Annotated in this window: 28 protein-coding genes and 2 tRNA genes; 15 read left to right on the top strand and 15 right to left on the bottom strand. The window is 32.4% G+C overall.

Annotation, left to right across the window (positions count from 1 at the left end):
- The first annotated feature begins 100 nt into the window (after positions 1-100).
- A complete protein-coding gene (gene rpoD, locus JJ844_06250) occupies positions 101-1,282 on the top strand; it encodes an RNA polymerase sigma factor RpoD (GenBank protein MBO6975272.1) in 1,182 nt (393 codons plus the stop codon).
- A gap of 97 nt (positions 1,283-1,379) precedes the next feature.
- Positions 1,380-2,330 carry a hydroxymethylbilane synthase gene (hemC, locus tag JJ844_06245; GenBank protein ID MBO6975271.1) on the top strand — a complete coding sequence of 317 codons (951 nt, stop codon included), beginning with the start codon at positions 1,380-1,382 and terminating at the stop codon, positions 2,328-2,330.
- A gap of 6 nt (positions 2,331-2,336) precedes the next feature.
- Here hemC and JJ844_06240 read toward each other — a convergent pair whose 3' ends face one another.
- A complete protein-coding gene (locus JJ844_06240; GenBank protein MBO6975270.1) occupies positions 2,337-2,924 on the bottom strand; it encodes an inorganic diphosphatase in 588 nt (195 codons plus the stop codon).
- A gap of 63 nt (positions 2,925-2,987) precedes the next feature.
- Positions 2,988-4,493 (bottom strand): carboxypeptidase M32, encoded by a 1,506-nt coding sequence (locus JJ844_06235; GenBank protein MBO6975269.1) that lies wholly within the window; start codon positions 4,491-4,493, stop codon positions 2,988-2,990.
- 108 nt (positions 4,494-4,601) lie between these two features.
- On the opposite strand from JJ844_06235, the gene JJ844_06230 reads away from it, so the two are divergent.
- The 4 genes from JJ844_06230 to JJ844_06215 are packed head-to-tail and all read left to right on the top strand — an operon-like array spanning position 4,602 to position 8,090.
- The gene (locus JJ844_06230) at positions 4,602-5,057 is read left to right on the top strand and encodes a YjbQ family protein (GenBank protein MBO6975268.1); all 456 of its coding nucleotides are present in this window, start codon (positions 4,602-4,604) and stop codon (positions 5,055-5,057) included.
- A 36-nt stretch (positions 5,058-5,093) separates the two neighbouring features.
- Positions 5,094-5,384: a 4a-hydroxytetrahydrobiopterin dehydratase gene (locus JJ844_06225; GenBank protein ID MBO6975267.1), complete on the top strand. Its 291-nt coding sequence runs from the start codon at positions 5,094-5,096 to the stop codon at positions 5,382-5,384.
- A gap of 29 nt (positions 5,385-5,413) precedes the next feature.
- Positions 5,414-6,523, top strand: coding sequence for a GTP-binding protein (locus JJ844_06220; protein MBO6975266.1), 1,110 nt, complete (start codon positions 5,414-5,416; stop codon positions 6,521-6,523).
- Between the two features lie 28 nt (positions 6,524-6,551).
- Positions 6,552-8,090: an iron ABC transporter permease gene (locus JJ844_06215; GenBank protein MBO6975265.1), complete on the top strand. Its 1,539-nt coding sequence runs from the start codon at positions 6,552-6,554 to the stop codon at positions 8,088-8,090.
- Here JJ844_06215 and JJ844_06210 read toward each other — a convergent pair.
- Genes JJ844_06210 through JJ844_06195 form a run of 4 tightly spaced genes read right to left on the bottom strand, consistent with a single transcriptional unit; the run spans position 8,087 to position 11,244 of the window.
- Positions 8,087-9,043: a flippase-like domain-containing protein gene (locus tag JJ844_06210; GenBank protein MBO6975264.1), complete on the bottom strand. Its 957-nt coding sequence runs from the start codon at positions 9,041-9,043 to the stop codon at positions 8,087-8,089. The two genes, JJ844_06215 and JJ844_06210, sit on opposite strands and share 4 nt — an antisense overlap.
- Complete coding sequence (gene larC, locus JJ844_06205; protein MBO6975263.1) at positions 9,040-10,266, bottom strand: nickel pincer cofactor biosynthesis protein LarC; 1,227 nt, start codon at positions 10,264-10,266, stop codon at positions 9,040-9,042. The genes JJ844_06210 and larC overlap by 4 nt, the downstream gene beginning before the upstream one ends.
- Positions 10,267-10,319: 53 nt before the next feature.
- On the bottom strand, positions 10,320-10,919 hold the full coding sequence (locus JJ844_06200) for a hypothetical protein (GenBank protein ID MBO6975262.1): 600 nt from the start codon (positions 10,917-10,919) through the stop codon (positions 10,320-10,322).
- A gap of 31 nt (positions 10,920-10,950) precedes the next feature.
- Positions 10,951-11,244, bottom strand: coding sequence for a hypothetical protein (locus JJ844_06195; protein ID MBO6975261.1), 294 nt, complete (start codon positions 11,242-11,244; stop codon positions 10,951-10,953).
- Between the two features lie 72 nt (positions 11,245-11,316).
- On the opposite strand from JJ844_06195, the gene xth reads away from it, so the two are divergent.
- A complete protein-coding gene (xth, locus tag JJ844_06190; GenBank protein ID MBO6975260.1) occupies positions 11,317-12,162 on the top strand; it encodes an exodeoxyribonuclease III in 846 nt (281 codons plus the stop codon).
- Positions 12,163-12,391: 229 nt separating this feature from the next.
- Positions 12,392-13,693: a glutamate-1-semialdehyde 2,1-aminomutase gene (gene hemL / locus JJ844_06185; GenBank protein ID MBO6975259.1), complete on the top strand. Its 1,302-nt coding sequence runs from the start codon at positions 12,392-12,394 to the stop codon at positions 13,691-13,693.
- Positions 13,694-13,729: 36 nt separating this feature from the next.
- Here the strand turns inward: hemL and JJ844_06180 are convergent, their stop codons facing one another.
- The 5 genes from JJ844_06180 to JJ844_06160 form a co-directional block, all read right to left on the bottom strand.
- Positions 13,730-14,533 (bottom strand): prohibitin family protein, encoded by an 804-nt coding sequence (locus JJ844_06180; GenBank protein ID MBO6975258.1) that lies wholly within the window; start codon positions 14,531-14,533, stop codon positions 13,730-13,732.
- A gap of 110 nt (positions 14,534-14,643) precedes the next feature.
- On the bottom strand, positions 14,644-14,850 hold the full coding sequence (locus JJ844_06175) for a hypothetical protein (GenBank protein ID MBO6975257.1): 207 nt from the start codon (positions 14,848-14,850) through the stop codon (positions 14,644-14,646).
- 27 nt (positions 14,851-14,877) lie between these two features.
- Positions 14,878-15,375 (bottom strand): YajQ family cyclic di-GMP-binding protein, encoded by a 498-nt coding sequence (locus JJ844_06170; GenBank protein ID MBO6975256.1) that lies wholly within the window; start codon positions 15,373-15,375, stop codon positions 14,878-14,880.
- A gap of 67 nt (positions 15,376-15,442) precedes the next feature.
- Positions 15,443-15,955, bottom strand: coding sequence for a DNA recombination-mediator protein A (locus JJ844_06165; protein MBO6975255.1), 513 nt, complete (start codon positions 15,953-15,955; stop codon positions 15,443-15,445).
- Positions 15,956-15,980: 25 nt separating this feature from the next.
- Complete coding sequence (locus JJ844_06160; GenBank protein ID MBO6975254.1) at positions 15,981-17,090, bottom strand: phosphotransacetylase family protein; 1,110 nt, start codon at positions 17,088-17,090, stop codon at positions 15,981-15,983.
- A gap of 149 nt (positions 17,091-17,239) precedes the next feature.
- On the opposite strand from JJ844_06160, the gene JJ844_06155 reads away from it, so the two are divergent.
- Positions 17,240-17,959: an NAD-dependent epimerase/dehydratase family protein gene (locus JJ844_06155; GenBank protein MBO6975253.1), complete on the top strand. Its 720-nt coding sequence runs from the start codon at positions 17,240-17,242 to the stop codon at positions 17,957-17,959.
- A 3-nt stretch (positions 17,960-17,962) separates the two neighbouring features.
- Here JJ844_06155 and map read toward each other — a convergent pair whose 3' ends face one another.
- Positions 17,963-18,802: a type I methionyl aminopeptidase gene (map, locus tag JJ844_06150; protein ID MBO6975252.1), complete on the bottom strand. Its 840-nt coding sequence runs from the start codon at positions 18,800-18,802 to the stop codon at positions 17,963-17,965.
- Positions 18,803-18,897: 95 nt separating this feature from the next.
- Here map and JJ844_06145 point away from each other — a divergent pair, with 95 nt between their 5' ends.
- The 6 genes from JJ844_06145 (at position 18,898) to JJ844_06120 (ending at position 21,736) form a co-directional block, all read left to right on the top strand.
- Positions 18,898-19,206, top strand: coding sequence for a PepSY domain-containing protein (locus JJ844_06145; protein ID MBO6975251.1), 309 nt, complete (start codon positions 18,898-18,900; stop codon positions 19,204-19,206).
- 164 nt (positions 19,207-19,370) lie between these two features.
- The gene (gene rplS, locus JJ844_06140) at positions 19,371-19,709 is read left to right on the top strand and encodes a 50S ribosomal protein L19 (protein ID MBO6975250.1); all 339 of its coding nucleotides are present in this window, start codon (positions 19,371-19,373) and stop codon (positions 19,707-19,709) included.
- A 53-nt stretch (positions 19,710-19,762) separates the two neighbouring features.
- Positions 19,763-19,835, top strand: a tRNA-Trp gene (locus tag JJ844_06135).
- A gap of 35 nt (positions 19,836-19,870) precedes the next feature.
- Entirely contained in the window at positions 19,871-20,065 is a 195-nt protein-coding gene (locus JJ844_06130) for a hypothetical protein (GenBank protein MBO6975249.1), read from the top strand.
- 149 nt (positions 20,066-20,214) lie between these two features.
- Positions 20,215-20,288: transfer RNA gene (locus JJ844_06125), tRNA-Asp, on the top strand.
- Positions 20,289-20,305: 17 nt separating this feature from the next.
- Positions 20,306-21,736 carry a glutamate--tRNA ligase gene (locus JJ844_06120; protein MBO6975248.1) on the top strand — a complete coding sequence of 477 codons (1,431 nt, stop codon included), beginning with the start codon at positions 20,306-20,308 and terminating at the stop codon, positions 21,734-21,736.
- Here the strand turns inward: JJ844_06120 and JJ844_06115 are convergent, their stop codons facing one another.
- The 3 genes from JJ844_06115 to tsaD form a co-directional block, all read right to left on the bottom strand.
- Entirely contained in the window at positions 21,737-22,942 is a 1,206-nt protein-coding gene (locus JJ844_06115; GenBank protein ID MBO6975247.1) for a cation:proton antiporter, read from the bottom strand. It abuts the gene before it with no gap.
- 162 nt (positions 22,943-23,104) lie between these two features.
- Positions 23,105-23,281: a high light inducible protein gene (locus tag JJ844_06110; protein MBO6975246.1), complete on the bottom strand. Its 177-nt coding sequence runs from the start codon at positions 23,279-23,281 to the stop codon at positions 23,105-23,107.
- A gap of 5 nt (positions 23,282-23,286) precedes the next feature.
- The gene (gene tsaD / locus JJ844_06105; protein MBO6975245.1) at positions 23,287-24,357 is read right to left on the bottom strand and encodes a tRNA (adenosine(37)-N6)-threonylcarbamoyltransferase complex transferase subunit TsaD; all 1,071 of its coding nucleotides are present in this window, start codon (positions 24,355-24,357) and stop codon (positions 23,287-23,289) included.
- Between the last annotated feature and the right edge of the window lie 57 nt (positions 24,358-24,414).

Raw genomic sequence — 24,414 nt, 5'->3', positions numbered from 1 at the left:
AAAAGTTTTTTAAACATTGAGGGGACTTTACTACTAAATGTTCAAATTAGCCCTAAATAAAATTTTATCTAGTTAAATTCACCGTAGAAAGGAGTCAATTATGTGTCCAGTCGCAGCAGAATCAAAGAATTCCAAGCCTAGTTCAAAAAAAAAGATCAATAAAAAAATGAATACAAATTTAGAAACAGTAGTTGAAGAAGATAGTAATAAAAATAATCAAACTTTACAGACATCTGCTGAGTTAAACGAAAGCAATATTGAAAATAACAATAATGAATTTAGTGATTCTGAAGAAGATAAAGGTCTCGGGAATATAAAACTTGGGCCAAAAGGTATCTACACTGAAGATTCAATAAGAGTTTATCTCCAAGAAATTGGAAGAATTAGACTTTTAAGACCAGATGAAGAAATTGAGCTTGCAAGAAAAATTGCTGACTTACTCCAATTAGAAGAGCTAGCAACTCAATATGAGTCAGAAAAAGGACATTTCCCATCTGTAAGAGAATGGGCCGAGTTAATAGATATGCCTCTTCCCAAATTTAGAAGAAGACTTCTCTTAGGGCGGAGAGCTAAAGAAAAAATGGTTCAATCAAATTTAAGATTAGTTGTTTCCATTGCTAAAAAATATATGAACAGAGGTTTATCATTTCAAGATTTAATCCAAGAAGGAAGTTTGGGTCTAATTAGGGCAGCTGAAAAATTCGACCATGAAAAAGGTTATAAGTTCTCCACTTATGCAACTTGGTGGATTCGCCAAGCCATTACAAGAGCAATTGCGGATCAAAGTAGAACTATTAGATTGCCAGTTCACTTATACGAGACAATATCCAGAATTAAAAAAACCACAAAAGTTCTTAGCCAAGAATTTGGGAGGAAACCTACTGAAGAAGAAATCGCTGAAAGTATGGAAATGACAATCGAAAAATTAAGATTTATAGCTAAAAGTGCGCAACTTCCTATTTCTTTAGAAACTCCAATAGGGAAAGAAGAAGACTCAAGACTAGGAGACTTTATAGAGGCTGATATAGAAAATCCAGAGCAAGATGTTTCTAAAACTTTACTAAGAGAAGATTTGGAAGGAGTATTAGCCACTCTTAGTCCAAGAGAAAGAGATGTTCTCAGATTGAGATATGGAATTGATGATGGAAGAATGAAAACTCTTGAAGAAATTGGCCAGATTTTTGATGTGACGAGAGAAAGAATTAGACAAATAGAGGCAAAAGCCCTAAGAAAACTTAGACATCCAAATCGAAATGGGGTTTTAAAAGAATATATAAAATAAAAAAAGTTAAGTATAATAATTAGCTTTAAAAACTGGCAAAATAATAGCTTAAAATAAATTCGACTTAATTTTTAATTCAAACTCAAAATAATATTTAATGACTAATTTTAAGCTAAAAATAGCTAGTAGAAGAAGTAAGCTAGCAATGGTTCAAACTTTATGGGTTAAAGATCAACTAGAAAGGAATATTCCCAATTTAGAGGTATCCATAGAAGCTATGGCAACTCAAGGTGACAAAATCCTTGATGTAGCCTTAGCAAAAATAGGCGACAAAGGCTTATTTACAAAAGAACTTGAAGCACAAATGCTCGTAGGCCATGCAGATATAGCAGTACATTCTTTAAAAGATCTACCAACCAATTTGCCTAATGGCCTTAAATTAGGATGCATTACAAAAAGGGAGGATCCTGCAGATGCTTTAGTAGTAAACAAAAAAAATGACTGTTATAAATTAGAAAACTTACCTGAAGGTTCGATTGTTGGAACAAGCTCCCTAAGAAGACTTGCACAATTAAGAAATAAGTACCCTCATCTTGTTTTCAAAGATATCAGGGGAAATGTTATTACAAGAATTGAAAAATTAGATGCAGGAGAATTTGATTGTATAATTCTTGCAGCCGCTGGTTTAAAGAGATTAGGCTTTGAATCAAGAATTCACCAGATTATCCCAAGTGAAGTTTCCCTTCATGCCGTTGGCCAAGGAGCACTAGGCATTGAATGCAAATCTGATGATAAAAAAGTTTTAGAAATTATAAATACCTTAGAAGATAAACCCACCAGTCAAAGATGTCTAGCAGAAAGGGCTTTTTTAAGAGAGCTTGAAGGTGGATGCCAAGTACCAATAGGTGTGAATAGTAAAATTCAGAATGAACAACTTTGCCTTACTGGTATGGTTGCATCTCTTGATGGAGAAAGGCTTATTAAAGATCAATATATTGGCAATATTAATGATCCCGAAGAAGTAGGCAAAGAACTAGCTAAAAAATTAAAGCAGCAAGGTGCCGAAAAAATACTAAGCGAAATATTTGAAAAATTTAGAGAAAAATAAAATTAGTTAATTTACTAACTTAGGATCAATTTCTTTTTTGTATCTCTCTTCACAATCATTAATCACTTTAACAGCTTCTTCTATCCCAAAAAAACCATTGACAGTACATGTTCCTGGTTTTTTTAGATCTTTGTAGTGCTCCCAATAATACATTGTTTCTTTTAACCAATGATCTCCAAGTTCTTCATAACTTGAGATATGATCCATTCTTTTATCATCTGCGAGAACCGCTATTACCTTATCATCGACCTCTCCACCATCATCAAATTTCATCAACCCAATAATCCTTGCTTCCACAATAGATCCGGGTATCAATGGCTCAGTTACACCAACAATTTCTACATCAAGCGGATCTCCATCTTCATCCCATGTCCTTGGAATACATCCATAAGCAAAAGGATAAGCAAGTGATGAATAACCTACCCTATCAAGTTTAAGATGGCCCGTTTCTGTAATTAATTCATATTTATTTATGGTATTGGAGTTCAATTCAACAATAGTGTTTATTATTGTATTTGAGCTATCAGTGAAAGCATTTAGTATGTGCAATAAATTTGGAGTAACCCTGCTTGGGGGCTGATTTAGATTTGCCATCAAGAAATTATTTTTGTTTATCTTACATCCTCACACCTAACCAAATTCTTTAAAAGTAATGTTTCAGCAAAAATCATTTATTTTAGACCTTAAATGATTAATAAAATAGTTTGGCGATAGTTCTTCATTAGTTACAGCTCTTACCAACTCCATACAATTAACTGATCTACCATATTTATGTATATTATTTTTTAACCAAAAGATGATCTTTTGATATTCACCATTTTCAATTAAGTTGTCAATCAAACCTATGTCTCTTTCCATTTGAGAAGATATTTGCGCACTTATAACATGTCCTAACAAATATGAGGGGAAATATCCAAAAGCCCCTTCACTCCAATGAACATCTTGAAGACAACCTTCTGAATCATTAGAGGGTTTAATTCCTAGGAGTTCATCATATCTTTTATTCCATTCTTTTGGAATATCTTCAGCAGGTAACCCTCTTTCAATTAAATCTATTTCAAGTTCGGTTCTTATTAATATGTGTAAGCCATAAGTCAATTCATCCGCTTCAACCCTATTTAATCCTGCTTCCAAATGATTAATCGATTTCCATAGTTCTAAATAATTATTAAGAGAACATCCAGCCGAAACAAATTTGTTAAAAAATCTTTTTGAAAAAGATTTGGATTTAACTATTCTATTTTCCCAAAATAAAGATTGACTTTCATGAATACCCATAGAGGTTGCTTGACCTAAAGGCCAAGCAAACCATTGATGACTTTGAGATGGCAAACCCTGCTCATAAATAGAATGCCCCCACTCATGAGCAGTTGCTAGAAAGCTTGATAATGGTTCACCTTCAACAATTCTTGTCGTAATCCTGAAATCATTAGGCCCTAACGTAATCGAAAAAGGATGGGGAGATTTACCAACAACAACTAGATCTTTATCTCTCCCAAACTCATCAAGTAATTGAGAACATAAATTATGTTGAGATTCTGGACTCAAATCCCAGTGATATTTCTTAGATTTATTAATCCCTCTAATCAACTCTGGGAGAGTGTCTTTCAAAGGCTGAAACATTTTATTCAGCCACTTTAAAGTTAATTCAGGCTCAAAGGGTTGGGCTAAAGTTTCCCATGGTGAATATTGATCTGATGTTTGTTTTGCCTCTTCAATCCGCAATTTAACTAATTCTTCAAAGAAAGGAAGAAAAATTTTAAAATCTGATTTTTCCTTAGCTTCTTGCCAGCTTTCATACCCTTTAGATTTTGCCTTTGCTAGAGACTCAACTAATTTAGGATCTAAATTTCTTTCTCTATTAAATTCCTTCAATAAAAGACTAATATTTCTTTCTTTATCTTTTATGAAAAGTTGATTATCGGAATTTCGTTCAATATCTGCTAGTTCATTTTTAGCAGATTGTATTAAATTAGAAAATTCCTCGGAAGAATTTCTTTCATGCAATACTTTTGCAATATAAGTGAGTTGTTCAGACCTCCAAGAAGCACCTTTCTTTGGCATTCCAGTATTCTGATCCCAATAAAGTGTATTTTGGATTGAACCTAATATTTGTGTTTCTTTAAGGTAAGCACCCAGTTTATTCCAATGAGTTTCAGCCAAAGATTTAAATGGAAATTAAATTTATCTTAAGATAAAAATTTTAATGTCTGCAGTAAAACATGCATTTTTATCCATAATAGGATATTGATTAATTAAGTTTTAACTTATATGGAACAAATATTTTCAAAATTAAAATTCATTACCCATGGCGAGGGTTTTATTGATATCACATATGATTTAAATTTATGTGTTAAAAAAAATAATTTTCATTCCGGAATTTTAAATTTAACTTCACTTCATACAAGTTGCAGTTTAACTATTAATGAGAACGCAGATCCAAATGTACTGAGGGACCTAAAACAGTATATGCAATCGATAGTTCCCTATGATTCCTACCTAACCTTATCAAAAAATAGAGAAGAAATATCCTATAAACATTATCAAGAAGGGGCTGACGATATGCCAGCACATATTAAAACATCACTAACAAACACTTGTTTATCTTTGAGTTTTCAAGACGGGAAAATTATGCTTGGCACATGGCAAGCAGTTTATTTATGGGAACATCGATTTGATCAAAAGGAAAGAATCATTAATGTACATATAATTGGTGAGAAAAAGTAAGATATCTATAATGTAATAAGTCAGATTTCTTATTTAATGGAACCCTACATTTTGCAAGATGAAGAATTGAATGAATTAGTTGTCAAAATACCTGGCTGGGAAATTAAATCTAAACAAATCCAAAGAGAATTCAACTTCGCTAATTTTATTGAAGCCTTTGCTTTTATGACTAAGGTTGCTTTAATCTGTGAAAAATATAATCATCATCCTAACTGGGAGAATGTGTATGCAAAAGTAATAATTAAATTAAATACACATGATCTAGGAGGCATTACGAATCTGGATCAAACATTAGCTTCGGAAATTAACAAAATTTTCGATCAATAAAAATATAAACTTGTTTTCAACTATTCAAAATGTCTAAAAATTTATTGCCAGTTACTATTATTAGTGGATTTTTAGGTTCTGGCAAAACTACACTTCTAAATCATATTTTAAAAAATCAAGTAGGTCTTAAAACAGCTGTTTTGGTTAATGAATTTGGAGAGATAGGAATAGATAATGACTTAATAATAGAAGGCTCAGAAGATATGATCGAATTAAATAATGGATGTATATGTTGCTCTATCAATGGCGAATTATTAAATACCGTATCCAAAGTTTTAGAAAGAGCTGAAAAATTAGACTATTTGATTGTGGAAACTACTGGGCTTGCAGATCCATTACCAGTAGCCATGACTTTTGCAGCTGGAGATCTTCGGGAAAAAGTAAGATTAGATTCAATCATCACTGTCATTGATGGAGAAAATTTTGATTTTGAAATTAATAATACAAGTGTCGCCTATTCTCAGATTTTATACGGAGATATCCTTCTCCTAAATAAATGTGATTTAGTCAACGAAGTACAATTAAAAAAAGTCGAAAAATTTATAAATAAAATAAAAAAAGAACCAAGGATATTGAGATCAACAAATAGTGAAGTTGGATTACAAACAATAATGAGTGTAGGTCTATTTGAAACAGATACTTTTCAATTCGATAAGGATAAAGAAGATGTAAAAGACAATTCACACGATCACTCCTCTCATTCACACGATCACTCCTCTCACTCACACGATCACTCCTCTCATTCACACGATCACTCCTCTCACTCACACGATCACTCCTCTCACTCACACGATCACTCCTCTCATTCACACGATCACTCCTCTCATTCACACGATTTGATCAATAATATAGATGGTTTTACATCAGTTTCTTATGAGACATTTGAACCATTTTCCCTAAGGAAGTTTCAATATTTCTTAGATAATCAAATCTCACAAAATGTATTTAGGGCAAAAGGAATATTATGGTTTATGGAGAGTGAAAGAAAACACATTTTTCACCTATCCGGAAAACGATTTTCTCTAGATGATGAAGAATGGACAAAAGAAAAATCTAACAAGATAGTTTTAATTGGGAAAGACTTAGATCATCAAACTATTAAGAAGCAACTCTCATCGTGTAGATTTAGTACAGATTAGAGTATACATATTAGGGTTTAATTAATTTTTGAAAATACTAATTAAAGGATTTAAAAAAGCAGTAAACGAATTAAAACTTCTTTTTACCATATCGGTTATTGTTTCAATATTAGTAATCATTCCAATATGCAATTTTCTTCTTGAGGGAATTCAATATGTTTTAAGTGGAAATTTTTCATTGGGTATTGCTGGAGGAGAAGAGGTATTAGGAACTCTAAAAGTTTTAGCACTGACAAGTTTATTTGGGGGAGGCTTGGGAACAATAAATGGATGGTTACTTTCAAATTGCGATTTTAAGTTCAGAAAAATTCTTCGTATCTTTCAGCTAGTTCCATTAGCTGCCCCAGCATATCTAATAACAGCTGTTTTACAGGATTTAGGAAGTATTTTTGGGTATCAGGTAACTGGTTTATGGTGGGGGGTTTTAATACTTTCGATTTCTACGTATCCATATGTATTCATTCTTGCAAATGAAAGTTTTAATAAATTTGGTATTAATCAAATAAATGCTAGTAGAGGATTAGGAGTTGGGCCATGGAGGAGCTTCTTTAAAATAGCTTTCCCAATGGCGATGCCAGCATTGATAACAGGAATAAGTTTAATGTGTATGGAAGTAATGAATGAGTTAGGTACATTTGCATTATTAAATATTCCAAGTATTTCTACAGGTATAGCCGAAAATTGGATAATTGAGGGTGATCCAAAAAGTGCTATTGGACTATCATTGGTAGCCTTGTCAATAATTTTTACTTTAATTATTTTTGAAAAATTCTCGCGAAGAAAATCAAAGAGGTGGAGTGAAAATCCTGCATCAAAAGATTCTCAAGGGTGGGAATTAAAAAAAAATCGAGCTTTTTTGGCAATAATCATATCCTTATTCCCTCCAATTTTCTCTTTTGGAATTCCTTTTTTTTGGGTTCTGCTAAATATCGATCAAATTCATAAAGGGTTGTCTTTAGAATTACTCAACCTATCATTTAGGACTATTAGTTTAGGATTTTTTACAGCATTAATAACAATGCTATTCTCGTTAATAATTTCCTTAGCTAGACGTCCAAATAAAAACTTATTTCTAGAACTAATAACAAACCTTGCGGGGATAGGTTACGCAATACCAGGTACAGTTTTAGCTTTATCTTTAATAAGCGTTTCTTCTTCAAAATTAAACTTCATTGCTATTTGCTTACTAATCTGGGGTTATCTTGTCCGATTTCTAACTATTTCTAAGGGTTCTATTGATTCAAGTCTTGAGAGGATTTCTCCTGGTCTTGATGAAGCTGCACTTGGTTTAGGAGAGAATTGGCTGGGAATCATCAAAAAAATTCATCTGCCTTTACTCCAAGGACCAATCTTTGTCGGATCACTTTTAGTTTTTGTAGACACGATAAAAGAATTACCCATAACATTTATTTTAAGACCATTCGATTTCGATACATTATCTGTTCGAATATATCAATATGCTGGAGATGAAAGAATGGTAGAAGCAATATTACCAGCTATTTTTATCATGATTCTGGGCCTTATTGCATCAATTACATTAATACCAAGTTTAGAGAAAAAAAACTAAATTCTTTTAAAAATTTTTCTAATTAAAAAAGGGAAGCTTAACAACAAATCTGCCGATGTAGATATAATTCTAAAATAAATTAAGCAAACAAAAATTGCATTCTGTGGGATATTTCTGCCCACAAGAAAAAGAAGGCAGGCTTCAAAAACACCAACTCCTCCTGGAGCTGTTGGGACTACCAATCCTAAAGACCATGACAAAGAAAAGATTACTAATAAAAATATGATGTCCAAAGTATTACTTTGATAAAAAGTATTTAAGCAAAAATAAAACCCAACAAATTTAGATAAAACAAATCCAATTTCAAGCAATAAAGCTCTACTAGGAAAAAAAGAGATTATATTTGTTCTCTCTTCAAATTGGCCATTTAAATTTTGAAGTCTCAAAACCTCAAATACTTTTCCCTTAAGGGTTCTTAATCTTTTTAAGATAAAATAAATTAATTTCCTATTTAAGAATACTAAAGGAAAAATTAAAAAAGAATAAAGTGGTGAAAAAATTAATCCCAGCGATGCCAAGAGAAAAGATCCACTCAACATAAAATAAGGTTCTATAAGTGTCGAATACAAAGCAATCTGGGGATTACTTATTTTTTTTATAAAATTAAATCTTTCAACAAAATGCCAAATCCCTCCAGGAACGTATTTTAGAATATTAGTTAAGACATAAAAAGAAACTAGATTATTACTTTTAAATTCTTTCCCAAACCATTTAACAATATATTTCCATCCATATGCGTTCAGGTAAATACTTAAAACACAAAATAAAAATGATAAAAATAAATTAATTCCATTTTTTTCTAAATTAATATCAAAAGTAATTTGATCAATATTATAAAAAAAATAGATGCAAAAATATAACAAGCTTGAAATAAAGAAAGTACTCTTTAAAATTCCAAAATTAAATTTTTTTAGAAATTTCCAATATGATTGACTACTTAAATTGAATCTCATTTCCAGTCTTCAAATGCTTGAAATTTTTTACTGGAATCTTTTATTATTTTTCTTATTTCTTCAGTTGATATTTTATGCTCTAGTTTTAATCTTATAACTTCGTCATTTTCAGGCTTCATAGTTATTGATCCATCTGGTTTCATAGTCTGTTTAACTTTTATATTTCCAAAAGTCGTTGAACATTCTCCTCTCCTTCTAAGTAATATCCACCTTGATTGGATCCTTTCACGAACTCCAATAGTATTGGAATAATCAAACCATAGCTGCCTAAAAAATTCTTTTTTCTCTATTGGCAAGATTACTTGAATAGAGAATCCAATTCTATTTTTTTTCATATTGATAGCTTGATAAGAAACGTCGTAAGCACCTTCAATTCTCAGTTTCTCTACAAAATTGCATATATCTTCAGGTGTTTGGTCATCAATCCAGGCTTCTTGTACAGATATCTCTTCGAACTTTGGATTAATTTGTTTATAAATAGAATAATCATCAAATGAAGCAATTTTATAAACTCTCACCAAATTAGCAAATGGAAATTTTTTGTTGCCAATGCCTACTCCATAAGAGTTAACAGAATATTTTGATGGGGGTTGCAGATTTTGGACAAAATTAGAAAGTAAAGCAATGCCCGTTGGTGTCGATAGTTCACCCTCTATTGAGTCAAAACTTGATAAAACCTTAATATTTCTTTGCCTTATTAACTCTATTACAGCAGGAGGGGGTACGGATAATCTCCCATGTTCAGTTTGAACGAAGCCCTTCCCTAACATAGGTTCATTGCAATAAATCTTTTTAGGATTTAGGTAATTAAATGCAGCACATACTCCTACGATATCCACTAATGAATCGATAGCCCCAATTTCATGAAAATGAACATCCTCAGATTTGATGCCATGAACTTTTCCTTCTGCATTTGCTAAAGATTCAAATACCTCATAAATTTTCTGCTTTAATTTATCTTCTAAGTGACCATTTGAAATAAGTTCTTTAATGCTTCTCCAAGTTCTTTTGAAAGGACTGCGACTAATAGTCTCAACCTTCACACTTATCCCTCGGATTGAAGAGCTTTTCGATTCTTTAAACTCTAGATGATAGAGATCCTTTAATCCAAGATCAATAAGTGGTTGTTCAATAACTTGTTTAGGAACACCTAAGTCATAAAAAGCTCCTAATAACATATCCCCAGAGATTCCTGGTGAACATTCAATTAAAACATCTTCCATAAATCTTAGATTTCTTGGTTGATAAGAATTGGGATAAATATCAATTTTACATTCTAATTATTTTTAGAAAGATTTTTGCCAATAACTTCGTAATTAAGTAATTTCAAAGAATTACCATCTCTATGGACATCTAAACCTAGAAAATTATTGAGAAGTTCGAGAGAAAGCTCACCTTTTATGACTAACTTAAAATTTTTATTTTTTAAATTCTTTATTTTTGAAGTAGAACAGATCTTAATAACGATTTCTTTTTTTGATTTATTGACAAAAACTAGCTCTCCTCTAACAGAAAAATAATTATCTTTTAAATCTAATTCTTCCAATAATTTAGAGAAGTTAATTTTTGACGAATTCTTTGGTAAATCGTTAAGTAGTACAGGATCCCAGATACCTGCAACCTGTAAATGCAAGTTTTGAGTATTTTTATTCTTTGGATAAACAACCCAGTAATAATTTTTATTTAAATCAATATGCTTTTTTAAAAGTGATAATGCTTTACCTAGTACTACTGTTTCAATTTTTTCGCCTTCATTATCAGTTATCAAGCCTCTATTTAACTGCTCACTATCATGAGGCGTAAACTTTCCATTCACAATACCAATAGCTCTGTATTGAAATGGATCAGTAACTTGTGGAATAGGATTTTTGAACATATTAAAGATTTAAAAATTGAAATTGATCTTATTAAATTTCTTGTTTTCCCTCCAAACTATTAAAAGACTTTAACGCATCATCAATTGCATCAGAGGGATTAGTCGCATCATTCAAACTATTTTTTCTCCTAATCATTTCAACAAGTTCAAATGGATTTGTTGGAATAGCAGACCCATCTTCTTTTGATTTCGTTGAGGTATCGATTTTCAATTCATCAAATAAATATTCTGCATTAAGGAAATCACTTTTAAAAGGGATCGAAAGCAAAGAGACCATAATTATAAGTATTGGTTTAGAAAAGTTTTTAAAAAAATACTTATTCATTTTATTAAATTTCAAAATTCCTTAATGGCCAAAGTTTTTTGCTAACTTAATTTTACATAATTTAGTAGAAATTTGTTAATAGCAACTTGGAATGTTAACTCTATTAGAACCAGACTTTCACAAATAATAGATTGGATTAATCAGGTCAATCCAGATATTCTATGTTTACAGGAAACAAAAGTAGTAGATGATAGTTTTCCGACTGAACCTTTTGAAAAATTAGGCTATTCGGTAGAGGTTTACGGACAAAAGTCCTACAACGGCGTTGCAATTATTTCTAAAATTAAAGCCGAAAATATTAAAAAAGGATTTTACGGTTGTAAAAACTCTGACCAAGATATTGAAATCTTCAGAGATCAAAAACGATTAATTTCTGCTGATATTAATGGTATTAAAATCATAAATGTATATGTTCCTAATGGATCTTCACTAGAGTCAGAAAAGTTTGAGTACAAAATTAATTGGTTAAATTGTTTAGCTTCTTTATTGGATGAACAAGAAAAAAAAGGAGGGTTTATTTGTCTGATGGGCGATTTTAATATTGCTCCATCTAACTTAGATATTCATGATCCAAAGAAATATGAAGGGGGAATAATGGCATCTGAGATTGAGAGAAATGCTCTAAGGAATGTACTGAAAGGGAGACTAATAGATACATTTAGGATTTTTGAAAAAAATACTGGTCATTGGAGTTGGTGGGATTACCGTAATAATGCATATGAATTAAATAAAGGTTGGAGGATAGACCATATTTACATCAGTAAAGAACTATCATCAAACCTTAAAAACTGTGTAATAGACAGCTTACCTAGAGCAAATCTACGACCAAGTGATCATGCCCCGGTAATGATAAATCTAAACTTAGATGACACAAATATAGATTTTTTTGAGGAAGAGGATAATTTTTTCGAAATATAAACAAATTAGATGATTTTCATTTCAGGCCTGAAAACGCTTATTAATAGAGAGCTATCAAGGTAAATATTAAATTGTTTTTATCATTTTCTAAAAATTAATAATTTACAATCCAAACAAACGCAATATAAATGTCATAATGTAGAATTTCAAAATTGATTGACAAAATTTTTAGTTATTTCTAATTTAGAACATGACTGATTATTTTCTTAAAGCTTCATTTATTTAAACTGTGACTAACATATTAAATTGCACCCAATCAGAAGAAGTTTTCTCCGCAGCCCAAGAATTAATGCCTGGAGGAGTAAGTTCTCCTGTAAGAGCTTTTAAGTCTGTAGGCGGACAGCCAATTGTGTTTGATAGAGTTAAAGGCCCTTTCGCCTGGGATATCGATGGAAATAGATATATTGACTATATAGGTAGTTGGGGACCTGCCATATGCGGACATGCTCATCCTGAAGTGACAACAGCATTACAAGAAGCAATTGAAAAAGGTACCAGCTTTGGAGCTCCATGTATTTTAGAAAATAAACTTGCTGAGATGGTTATAGATGCCGTCCCATCAGTAGAAATGGTCAGATTTGTTAATAGCGGGACTGAAGCTTGCATGGCTGTTTTAAGGCTAATGAGAGCATTTACTGGAAGAGATAAAGTTATTAAATTTGACGGATGCTATCACGGCCATGCAGATATGTTTTTGGTTAAGGCCGGATCAGGAGTGGCTACTTTAGGATTGCCAGATTCTCCAGGAGTTCCACGCACAACAACTGCTAATACACTAACTGCACCTTATAATGATCTAGAAGCAGTTAAAAAATTATTTTCCGAAAATCCTGATGCCATTTCTGGGGTAATTCTTGAGCCAATTGTAGGTAATGCCGGCTTTATTACTCCTGAGCCAGGTTTCTTGGAGGGGTTAAGAGAATTAACCACTGAGAATGGATCCTTATTAGTTTTTGATGAGGTCATGACCGGTTTCAGAATCAGTTATGGTGGTGCTCAAGAAAAGTTTGGAGTTATTCCTGACTTAACTACTCTAGGGAAAGTTATTGGTGGAGGTCTTCCTGTCGGAGCTTATGGAGGTAAGAAAGAAATAATGTCAATGGTTGCTCCTTCAGGTCCGGTCTATCAGGCAGGTACTTTAAGCGGAAACCCACTAGCAATGACTGCTGGTATAAAAACCCTCGAGCTACTCAAACAAGAAGGCACCTATGAAAAATTAGATGCAATAACTTCTAGGTTAACTGAAGGGATACTTCAGTCTGCAGAAAGTAATGGAATTGCAATTTACGGTGGGAATGTAAGCGCTATGTTTGGATTTTTCTTATGTGAGGGGCCAGTAAGAAACTTTGATGAAGCAAAAACAAATGACGCCGAACTATTCGGTAAGTTGCATAGAGAGATGTTACAAAGAGGAATTTACCTAGCTCCAAGTCCTTTTGAAGCTGGCTTCACTTCCTTGGCACATGGCGAAGAAGAAATTGAGAAGACTATCGAGGCATTTGATCAATCTTTTTGCGCCTTAAAAAACTAAAATTTTTTATTTATTAAAAAAAAAGATAAATTTATATTATCTTCTACCACCAACTATTACTGGAGGAGAGCCTCCCTCTGAACCTGGTAAGCCTGGTACGACTTGAGTGCTACCATCCCACTTGTCAAGAAATAATTTGAAAAGAACCTGATCATCAAGACTTCTATTTAAGGTTTCATATCTAAGAGCCTCTTGCTCAGCAATTTCCACTTCTGTTTTTGCTCTTAATAATTGTTGACCAGCTATTTGTTTTTGTTCTATAGCAGCTCTATATTCTTCAGCAATCTCTAGTCCAGTAAGATCCAAACTTTTAACATCTACATAATCAAAAGAATTGAGTTCTTTTGCAACGGTATCTCCAACTTTTTCAGAAATAACCGCAAATTCTGTAGCTATTGTTTCCAGCTCATATTGAGAGAAGACTGACTTAAGAGCTTTTAGTAAAGATGGCTGAACAATTTTTTGATAAACATCACTATTTCTACTAGCAATAGTGGCAAAAATCCTCCCTGCTTCATTTGGTTTAACTGAATATTTTACAGTAGCTGTAGCTCTAATAACTTGAAGATCCTTTGTTAAAGTTTCAAATTTTTCAGGTTGAACTTGAGTTTTAATATCGAACGGATATACAGATTGAATAAATGGCAGTTTAAAATTTAGACCAGCTCTTCTAGAAGGACCACTTACTTTCCCTAATGTTGTTACTACTGCAACCTGTCCAGAGGGCACAACAAAGAGAGACTGAGTGAGCAAAAGAAAGCCAGTAAAAGACAATACAATTAAGAGTGTTGCTGTCCCCCCGGGACCAGTCGGAGTGACATTTTTAAAGGATGTTGACATTTAATTTTTACTTTTAATCAATCATATTTAATCTAATTAATTAGTGCATTAATAAGGCATTTAATTAATATATTTTTTTAATAATTGTAAAAAGGGAAATAAATATTATTTTAGATATTTTGTTTAAATTCTTGCAACAGTCGTAAAAAAAGATTCTCATCTATCTCTCTAATATCATATTCAGAGGGCAACACACCATGCTTATGCTCATGCACTGCCATCCAACAATATTTTTCAACTTCTCCATATGAAAAACGAGGATATTCTTTGACCTTTAAAAATAACGTTTTAATAAGTGATTCTGGATAATCTGCCATATTATTTTGATATATTTATTGAAGATTTTATCTAAAGTTATTTGCCTTTAGGGGAATATCCAAAGATTCTTCCAATTCACCAACAAGCTTAATTGCTAATTGAAGATCATTTTTACTTTTACTAGAAACTCTTAGTGTTTCTCCATTAATGCTGACATTGATTTTTTTTATTTGATCTCTAATATTTTTACTGATTTTTTTGGCTATTTCTTGTTTGATTCCCTGTTTTAATAGAATTGTTTGTTTCACCCTATTACCACTCACTATTTCAATTTGACCATACTCGAAAATTTTTAAAGATAAGTCTCTTTTTATTGCCTTTTGTCTGATTATGTCATTGACAGCATTTAGGGTAAGTTCACTATTAGTCGTTATAAAAATATTTTCTTTATCTAAATCAACTACTGTGTCAGTTCCTTTCAGATCATAACGTTGAGAAATTTCCCTTTTTACTTGATCTAAACTATTAACTAATTCCTGTCTTTCGAAATCAGAGACTACATCAAATGAAAAACTTTCTGCCATAGTAAATTTTTAAATTCAAGACTATTATTAGCATAATTTGTATTGAAATAAATAAGGATGAGTTTATTTAATCAAAAAATAACAGGCTAACCACTTTGCCCATTTCTTCTGCACATCTACAACTGTTTAGTAAGGTTTCACTATCGTGAAATGCAAAACAAATTAATTGATCGCACCTTGTAATAATTTCTTGATTACAAAGGCTGCTCGCTAGTGGCAAAGGCAATTCATCATTTTCACTTTTTTCAACTAAGTGCATAACCCTCTCAAGTTGTTCTTTGATTTCGGGGATTTGTCTATCAAGACTTTGTGGCAATAAAACAGTCAATAATGATGGGTTAATATCTAAAACAGCTCGTATAACAGCAGCATTTACTCCTTGAGATCCTGATGTGAGAATATTATGTCCTTCCTCTGCTAACGATCTTGCTATTAACTCGATCAAGTGGATATCAACAACTGGTACATGTCTACTGCCCAAAAAAGCAATCCTTCTTTTTCCATTATCCTGGAGTTTTGCAAGTTCTTGAGCTAAGGCATCAACACCTTCAGTTGCTGGTAGATCTAAAGAGCGACTCAAAATAAAATTGTTTCTATATTTGAAATTAGCATTTATCTGAAAAATTGCAGGGAAAATCTATCTTTTCAAGAATTCTTTTGAGATTCACATGATCCTGCACTAATTGAACTGCATAAGAAGCTTTGATTGATTCATGTATCCTTACATGCCCAAAAGCTTGTTCAATAATTTCTACAGAAGCAAGAGTGTCTAATTCCACCTTTAAAATTGGCACCTCCAATTCTTCTGCTCTATGAATCAATTGGGATAAAGGTTCTCCCAAGCCAGTTAAAATAAGACATTGAGTCGAAGCTTCCAAAGCCGCAAGTTGGATATCAGTTCTATCAGCTCCAGTAACCACAGCCATATTTCTTCTTCTTCTAAAAAATTCCATTGCAGAATTTACTCCCATTGCACCAATACTTAATGTCTCAACAAGTAATTGATCTTTTTCAGGACAACAAATTACACGGGCATTTAGTCGTCTTACGAGTTCACCGACAGTTACACTTCTTAGTAATGGTGATTTAGGCATGACTCCAAATACTTCAATATTCAGATCTTTTAGAGAAGGTATAATTTCATTTTTAACTTTTTCGACTTCCTGAGGCAAAACAGCATTCAAAACCACTCCAGCCAAATGCTTTCCTAATTGTTTTTTCGCATCAAGTAATGCATCTACGCTTTTACAATCTTCCCATAAATTCACAATTAAGACTTTCGCATTTAAACTTTCAGCTAGTTGTGGGAGACTTAAGCCATAGATCATTCCTTCATGAAGACTTCCAGCCGCTTCAAGAATATTCAATCCTTCAAAATCATCATTAACCAATCCCTCAATTTGATCAAAACCTTTTCCTGGTAGTAAATCTTTATTAGATATTCTTTTTTCAGCTGATATATTATCCAATAATCCTACTGAAGAAATTAAATTCTTCTCTTCAATATTTAATGTAGACCCAATAAACTTAACATCATCGTCTATTAATCCTTCATAAGACATTGAAGGTAAATTAGTAAGTTCGATACATGTTGCTAATGGTTTACCAATGCGTACTTTTTTTTTCTCCTGTAAAAGTCTTTTTGCTATCCCAAGAACCAATGCAGACTTACCACTAAATGGCTCACATGAACCAATTAACAATATATCGCTCATAATTAGTAAATTATTTATCCATAGGTTTAAGATAATATTTTTTTTAGAACTAAACAAATATTTATTTATGAGTTTTAATCAAATAAATACATAAATATTTTTTAGGTAAATTAATTTTAGTCCTTTAATATTTTATCAAAATTAGAAAAATGATAAATTCTATTAAAAAAGAAAAAACTATCGGAATTACAGGAGCTTCTGGAACGCTAGGAAGAGAATTAACGAAATTATTTCGTCAAAAAGGATATAAAGTGATTGGATTTACTCATAGTAAAACTGGATCTGAGGTAGATCTTGAATCTCCTAATGAATGGATTAAATGGGAATGTGGGAAAGAATCTAAATTAAAAAAGCATCTAAAAAAAATAGATATTTTAATTTTGAACCATGGAATTTATAATCTGAGTAGAGAAAATGCTAATTATGAAAATTCAATAGAAATAAATGCATTAAGCAAATTCAAAATTTTAAATTTATTTGAAGATATTGCTCTAACCAGTGATTCACTAATAAAAAAAGAAATTTGGATAAACACATCTGAAGCAGAACTATTACCGGCCCTAAATCCGTCATATGAGATTAGTAAATCTCTTATTGGTCAATTAGTTTCTTTCAAAAAAAATCTTCTAGACAAAAACACCAAGAAAAAATTAATAATAAAGAAGATCATTTTAGGGCCTTTTAAATCAGAACTAAATCCTATCGGAATAATGAGTCCAAAATTTGTTTCAAAAAAAATTTATGATTTTGCCAACTCAAAAAATTATTTAATAATAATTAGTCCAAACCCTTTGACATATTTACTTTTCCCACTGAAAGAATTCTTTAATTTTTTATATTGCCAAATTATCTATAGGTACAAATCTTAGTTTCTAGAAATCTCTATCTGTCAATATTTCAATACCATCTTTTAAAACAACTATTGTATGCTCCCATTGAGCCGATAATTTTCCATCATTTGTTATTACGGTCCATCTATCATTTAATGTTTTACAAAATTTAGTCCCTTCATTAACAATAGGTTCCACCGCTAATGTCATCCCTTCGCGAAGGACGACATTAGGCAATTCTTTGGTCCTGAAATTAAATACCGATGGTTCTTCATGAAGATTTCGTCCAACTCCATGACCTGTATAATCTTCTACAACACTAAAGCCATTTTTTACAACAACGTCTTCGATTTCCCCAGCCACATCTAGAAGTGTATTCCCTGCCTTGATTTTCGAAAGCCCCGCATACAATGCTTTAAAAGCTATATCACTAAGTTTTTGAGCCTTTGGACTAACTTCTCCTACGCAAATTGATATACAACTATCTCCATGGAAACCATCTAAATATGCCCCTGTATCAATTTTAACCAAGTCACCATTTTTAATTATTTTATTTTTACTTGGAATACCGTGGACAACCTCATTATTAATACTAGAACAAATACTGGAAGGGAATCCATGGTAGCCCTTGAAACTAGGCACAGCACCAAAACTTTTTATCCTCTTTTCTGCAAAATCATCTAAATCTTTTGTACTCATTCCAGGTTTAATTAAGTCATTAATTTCTCTTAAAACAGTGGCTACAATTCTGCTAGATTTTTTCATCAAATTTATTTCACGTGAAGACTTTATTTCGATTCCTCTTCTCCTCTGTATAAAAGGAACTTGATCATTAGCTTTGGAATTATTTTTATTTAACAAAAGATCTGCAAAATGTCTCATTGGAATAAATAATAGTAATAGGTAAATATCTTCAAAATAGCCTTTATGATCTTGGCTACCTTAAATCTATCAATAACAATGGGAAAGAAACGAAAATGAAAACTTTATTTAATTCTAGGCAATTTCATAAGGCTTTGGCGCCCTGGATTTTTCTTCCATTATTTATATCTTCAATAACTGGCCTTCTTTATAGGGTTTCCAAAGATTTACTGGGTTACTCTAGAGAACAAGTTCATTGGTTAATGTCTCTCCATGAGGGCGAATGGCTTGGAGATAATGGAGAACTTATATACGTAATATTGAATTCCCTTGGAGTTTTATGGATGCTCGTCACAGGATTCCAAATGTTTTCAAAAACAATTTCATTTACCAAAAAGGTTACTAAAGGCGAGTCAAAAGGTTAAGATATAGAACTTGTAGGACAATAATGACCAAAATGGCCAAAGAGAAACAAGAGAAGGATTTAGAAACCGGTATTAAAGCTGACGCATCAGTCGATGTAGCAGTTGAACAAAAAGAAAAAAATACGGTTTCTGAAACTACGCAAACCTTAAGTGCATCCAATCTTATTGAGGAATTTGAAAAAGAACAATTAAAAAAAGAATTACCTGAAATATATGTTGGGGACACTGTTAAAGTTGGAGTGAAAATTACAGAAGGTAATAAAGAAAGAGTCCAACCCTATGAAGGCGTTGTCATAGCAAAAAGACATGGAGGAATTAACCAAACTATTACAGTTAGAAGAATTTTTCAGGGTATAGGTGTTGAAAGAGTATTTATGCTACATAGTCCACAGGTTGCCTCTCTAAAAGTTGAACGTAGAGGTAAAGTAAGAAGAGCTAAGTTATTCTATCTGAGAGATAGAGTAGGAAAAGCTACTCGCGTAAAACAACGCTTTGATCGATAAAGTTGTAAATTAATCAACTTATTGGTCACAAAGACGCTTATAATCATTTAAATGCGTCGTTAGTTCAGTTGGTAGAACGCAGGTCTCCAAAACCTGATGTCGGGGGTTCAAGTCCTCCACGACGCGTTTGATCAACATTATGTAAATCATTTTTTCATAAGATGGAGTTAGATCTTCAACCTGGGGACGTAGTTAAAGTCCTCGAATCAGCAGCTTTAGGATGGGTTCGTGCAAGAGTTATCAGAGTTAAATCTGGTGGAAGAGTTGTCGTACAAAGTGACCAAGGCAGAGAATTTACTGCTAGAGGAAATCAAGTTAGGTTGATAGAACCTGCTGGTTTTAGACCTCAAAAATAAATATTTGTTTACACTAAGGCAGTTAAAAAACTAATTATTTTTGTAAATCCTCAAATTAATAAACTTTTTTTATTACAACCTCATAAATTAAGTATTATGATCTGATAATTTTAAGAATGAAGTTCTAAATAAATTTAGAACAAAACTCTGGGACCGTAGTTCAACTGGTTAGAGCACCGCCCTGTCACGGCGGAAGTTGCGGGTTCGAATCCCGTCGGTCCCGTTTTTTCTAAAAGAAATTTGGAAAAACGTTTAAGACTAGCGCCGAGTCCAACGGGTTTATTTCATATTGGGACAGCGCGAACAGCACTATTCAATTGGTTGTATGCACAAAAAATAGGTGGAAAATTTCTCATCAGAATAGAAGATACAGATTTTATTCGATCTAAATCTGAATATACAAAAAATATATTAGAGGGCTTGAAATGGCTTGGACTTAAATGGGATGAAGAACCTATAAAGCAAAGTGACCGAATTTCGATTCACAAAAGTTATATCAAAAAACTATTGGAATGTGGAGCTGCATATAGGTGCTTTACCTCAGAAGATGAAATATCTGAATTGAGAGAAGAACAAAAAAAGAAAGGATTACCTCCAAAGCATGATAATAGACACAGAAGTCTTTCAAAAGAAGAAATAGAAACATTCATATCCCAAGGGCGGACTTCAGTAATAAGATTTAAGATTGATGAAAAAATTGATATAAAATGGGTAGATCAGATAAGAGGCGAAATCAAATGGCAAGGGAAGGATTTGGGCGGTGATTTGGTTTTATCAAGAAGGGCTGAGGGATATGAGATTGGTGATCCTTTGTATAATCTTGCAGTTGTAGTTGATGATAATTTCATGAATATTACTCACGTTGTAAGGGGTGAAGACCATATCTCGAACACTGCAAAACAAATATTGATTTATAAAGCATTAAATTTTAATTTACCAACTTTTTCGCATACACCTTTAATACTAAATAGCGAAGGGAAAAAATTATCTAAGAGAGATTGCGTTACTTCAATCGACGAATTTAGAGAAATGGGATATTTACCTGAGGCCCTATCGAACTATATGGCATTCTTAGGTTGGTCTCCAAAATCTGCCGAAAGAGAAATACTTTCACTTGAAGAGATATCTGAAATTTTTGACTTATCAGAAATAAATAAAGCTGGAGCCAAATTTAGTTGGGAAAAACTCAACTGGATTAATTCTCAATATATAAAAAATATGGAAACAACAAAGTTGATTGAGATCATTAGAAAATACTGGGATGACAATGGGTGGGAGCCGCCATCTCAAGAATGGGCTAATAAATTATTAATTTTGATTAGAGACTCTATGACTCTTTTAAAAGATTCAATTGATCAATCAAAACCATTTTTCTTAATACCTACTATTCAAAAAGAAGGTCAAGATTTTCTTGAAAACCGGGAAAGCAAATTATCTTTAAAACTAATCTTAAATTATTTAATTGAGAAAAATACTATAAAACTAAACAAAGAGAACGTCAAAGAAATAATAAACGAAATCTCAAAAAAGCATAATATTAAAAAAGGAATATTAATGAAATCATTAAGAGTAGCCTTTTTTGGATCTCTCAGTGGGCCAGATTTAATTCAAAGTTGGGAGCTTTTCGCAGAGACTAAAACTGATAGAACTCGAATTGAAAGATGTCTTTAATCAATCAAAATTATTTTTTTGGCCTAATTCAAGTCGACTCGCTAAAGGTTTTGCTGTAAGACCCTGTATTCCTACTGTCATTAATATAGTAAGAAACACTAAACCTTGAAGACGTCCAGCACCAAGAATACCAGCCTGTTCTAATCTTATAGAAAAAAGAGAGGCCACCGCTGCAGTAACAATACCTCTTGGGGCTAACCAGGCTAAAAATACTTTTTCTTTCAAGTCTAATTCTCTTCCCATTGTTGCTATCCAGATAGAGATAGGACGGACAATTACCATCAACATAAAAACGCAAACAATCCCTCCCCAACCTAGCGGACTTAATTCACCCCAAGAAACGTCAGCTGCCAAAAGAGGGAAAAGAACTGTTATTGCTAATTGAGCTAATTCACCTATTAGATTATCCAATCTCTCTTTATCTATTACTTCTCTTTTACCTACAATAAAACCCGCTGCAACAGAGGCAGGCAAGCCTGATTCTGGCAAAAAATATTCGCAAGTTCCATAAACAAGAAAAATAAATCCAAGGGTAACTTGAAGCTCTATACCAAATGATGCTTCATTTTTTATTTTTTTTAAAATTTCTGATAGCAACCAACCAGCACTTAATCCAATTACAACTCCGCCCCCTAATCTTTGCATTAATGCAATAAATACATCATTAATCCCGCGCAGATCCCCCAAAGTCAGTTCTAAAAGTAACAATGCTAGCACTGCACCAATTGGTTCAAGTAACAACCCCTCAGCTTTTAGAACATCCGACAATGGGGAAGCTAATTTTATTTGTTCAACTAATGGAGAGACAACTGTTGGTCCAGTAGCTAAAACTATGGCACTATATATTCCTGCAACTTGCCATGAAAGGCCTGCCAACCAATGAGCAATAAAAATTCCAGCTGATAATGAAATAAAAAGTCTAACCAATGAGATTTTCAAAACAGTATTTCTTATATTCCCCTCAGGCAATTTTAAATTTAGCCCCCCTTCAAATAGAACCAAACAGACTAAAAGCCCTACGATAGTTTCAAGTCCTTGTCCAAGATCTAAAGGCTCAACAAGTCCTAAACCTGATCTGCCAATAAATAATCCAGAAACTAATAAAATAACAACACTTGGGAATCCCGTAAAAGAAGAAAATAATCGAGCACAAGCACCTGCAAATACAGTTATTCCCCAAAGTAATCCAAGCCTTTCAGGCGTCATATATAATTATAAATAGTAAAAATATTAATTATTTTGATTAAATCAATAATCTTTATGCAAGTCCAATAAATACAATACTTTTTAATTTAATTATTCATCCGAACAAAACTAAATTTATTAAATTGCTTCAAATCACTTTTAAGTATATGAATTTGATTTTTATTAAGAAAATTGGCTTATTAAAGCAATAATAATAAAAATTATTCCTATACCAACAGTTGCCATTCTTCCATTCCATATTTCAGCTTGAGGGGTAAAACCTCTTTTCCACAAATTCAGTTCCTTTTTATCAACAAAGTTTTTTGTCTCTTTAATCTCGAATTTAGGTTGTTTGTTCATTGGAGTTAGAAAGGAGGATTTTCTTCGTAAAGGGTATTTGCTTGTTCAATTGATAGTCTTCCTGTGACACCTAATTTAAGGGAACTTGAATAATCCTTAAATTTGATCCTGAACAACGCCGCTGCTCCAATCATCGCCGCATTATCTGTACAAAGATTAAGGGGAGCTAAATGAACTTTAATAGATTTTTCATTTGCTTTCCTAATCATCATTTTTCTTAATGTATTATTAGCAGCCACTCCACCAACCACAACAACATCTTCCAAGTTATGATCTTCTGCACATCTTATAGTTCTCTCTACCAAGACCTCTGCCACTACTCTCTCAAAACTTGCAGCAACATCAGGAACTGGGACGATCTCACCACCTAATTTTATTTTTTCGACTAATCTTAGAACTGCAGTTTTTAGACCACTAAAAGAGAAATCATATTTAAGATACCCACCTTTTCTATCAGAAATCCTACATTTTGGTAAATTAAATTTGAAGGGATCCCCATTTTTAGCGATCTTTTCAATTGCCGGTCCTCCCGGATAACTAAGACCTAATAATCTTCCAACTTTATCAAAGGCTTCTCCAGCTGCATCATCAAAACTTTTTCCAAGTCTATGCATACCTCTTCTATCATCAACTTTTATCAATTCAGTATGTCCGCCGCTAACAAGTAATGTAAGAAAAGATTTCTTTGGATAGTTTTCTGAAAATAAAATTGAAGATAAATGTCCCTCTAAATGATGAATTCCCAAAAATGGCTTTGAATGTAACATACAAAGTGATCTCGCAGTTATAGATCCAACTCTTAGACACCCAACCAATCCAGGAGCTACAGTTGATGCAATATAATCAATTTCCTCAATTCTGATTTTTGATTCTTTTAAAGCCTTTTCTAAAACAAAAGGTAATAATTCTAAATGCTTTCTAGCTGCTAATTCGGGAACAACTCCTCCCCATTTTGAATGATCTTCAATTTGAGATGCAATTATATTTGAATGTATTTTGAAAGTATCGCCAATATTAGAAACAATTGAGACAGAGGTCTCATCACAACTTGTTTCAATAGCTAAAACTTTACCCATATTTGATTCAACTTGTTCTATTTTAATATTAATTTCTTACATAACACACTATAAGGA

This window comes from Prochlorococcus marinus CUG1435 (assembly GCA_017644375.1).
Lineage (GTDB): Bacteria > Cyanobacteriota > Cyanobacteriia > PCC-6307 > Cyanobiaceae > Prochlorococcus_A > Prochlorococcus_A marinus_AH.
This window is presented reverse-complemented; position numbering and strand designations above follow the sequence as displayed.